The sequence below is a fragment of the Streptomyces longisporoflavus genome, from assembly GCF_014649775.1.
Classification (GTDB): Bacteria; Actinomycetota; Actinomycetes; order Streptomycetales; family Streptomycetaceae; genus Streptomyces; species Streptomyces longisporoflavus.
Window position 1 is genome coordinate 1 of record NZ_BMTR01000101.1, and the last position, 1,644, is coordinate 1,644.

Annotated in this window: 1 protein-coding gene; it reads left to right on the forward strand. The window is 68.6% G+C overall.

The genetic code is table 11. The features are described from left to right. Positions 1–467: 467 nt before the first annotated feature. The coding region (locus IE226_RS43550; RefSeq protein WP_190087078.1) for an IS110 family RNA-guided transposase at positions 468–1,644 on the forward strand (1,177 nt) is incomplete at its 3' end.

The following is a 1,644-nucleotide window of genomic DNA, read 5'->3' on the forward strand; positions in this document are numbered from 1 at the left end:
TCGAGTACCGGATCGTGACATCTCGGGGCAGCCGGGCCAGTGACGCCTCAACGTAGACCGGGTGCGCGGTCCTGGCGCTCATGGTGGTGGCGGTCGCGTGGGCGCCGGACGGATGCCTTTTCCAACCCGGGTGCTTGAAACCTCAGTGCAGAGCGGCGACGTTCGGCGTCTTCGTGGCTGCCACCACTTGGGGCGAGTGTTGGCGCCTGGCGTCGTCGAGCGTCAACACTCCCTGCTTGATCACTCGTTGGTGTTGGTGGTGCGAGCCCGCCGCACGGTGACTTCTTAATACGCCCGAGCCGTTTGAGCTCCCGCATAGACCGAGGCCCGTGGGGTGAGCTGGTGCCACGAACGGCTACTGAGGTGGAGGACGGGCCGATGCGGCCGAGTCCTGGGATTAGGGAGCCGCGTGGTTCCTCATGCGCTCGTGACCAGCGCAAACACCAGCACACTTGGGGAGGAACACCGTGATCTACTGCGGAATCGACTGGGCCGAACGCACGCACGACGTCGCCCTGGTCAACGACACCGGGGAGTTACTGGCCAAGCGGCACATCACCGATGACGCCGCTGGCTACACCATCCTGCTGGATCTGCTCGCCGAGTACGGCGACACCGAAGACAACCCCATCCCGATCGCCATCGAGACCTCCCGCGGCCTGCTCGTCGCGGTACTACGGACCGGCAAACGGCAGGTCTACGCGATCAACCCGATGGCAGCGGCACGCTACCGCGACCGCACGTCCGTCTCCCGCAAGAAGTCCGACCCCGGCGACGCCCTGGTCCTGGCAAACATCCTGCGCACCGACAGGCACGCCCACCGGCCACTGCCCGCCGACAGCGACCTCGGCCGCGCCATCGCCGTCCTGGCCCGTGCCCAACAGGACGCCCTCTGGAACCGGCAAACGATCGCCAACCAGCTCCGCTCCCTGCTCCGCGAGTACTACCCCGCCGCCCTGGACGCCTTCACCACCTGGACCAACGGGTTGTGCCGCCCCGAGGCCCGCGAACTCCTCAAGACCGCCCCGACGCCCTCCCGCGCCGCACGGCTGACCCGCACGCAGATCCAGGCCTCGCTCAAGCGGGCCGGCCGCAAGCGCGGCATCGACACCGAAGCCGACCGGATCCGCGAGGTCTTCCGCGCCGACTACGCCCACCAGCCGCCGCTGGTCGAGGACGCGCTCGGCAAGCAGATGCTCGCCCTCCTCATCCAACTGGGTGCCGCCTGCACCGCCGCCGACAACCTCGCCCAGGCGGTCGAGGAGTCCTTTCCCCAGCACCCGGACGCTGACGTGATCCTGAGCTTCCCCGGACTCGGTATCCAGCTCGGCGCCCGGGTGCTCGCCGAGATCGGCGATGACCACACTCGCTTCGCCGACGCCCGTGGCCTCAAGGCATACGCTGGCTCCTCGCCCATCACCCGGGCCTCCGGCAAGAAGTCGTCCATCACCCGCCGCTGGGTCAAGAACGACCGCCTCAACCACGCCGGCTATCTCTGGGCCTTCGCCTCTCTGCGCGGCTCCGCAGGGGCCAACGCCCACTACCGGCGACGCCGCGAGGCCGGAGACTGGCACGCAGCCGCTCAGCGCAACCTCTTCAACCGCATGCTCGGCCAGCTTTACCACTGCCTCCAGGCGGGCGAGC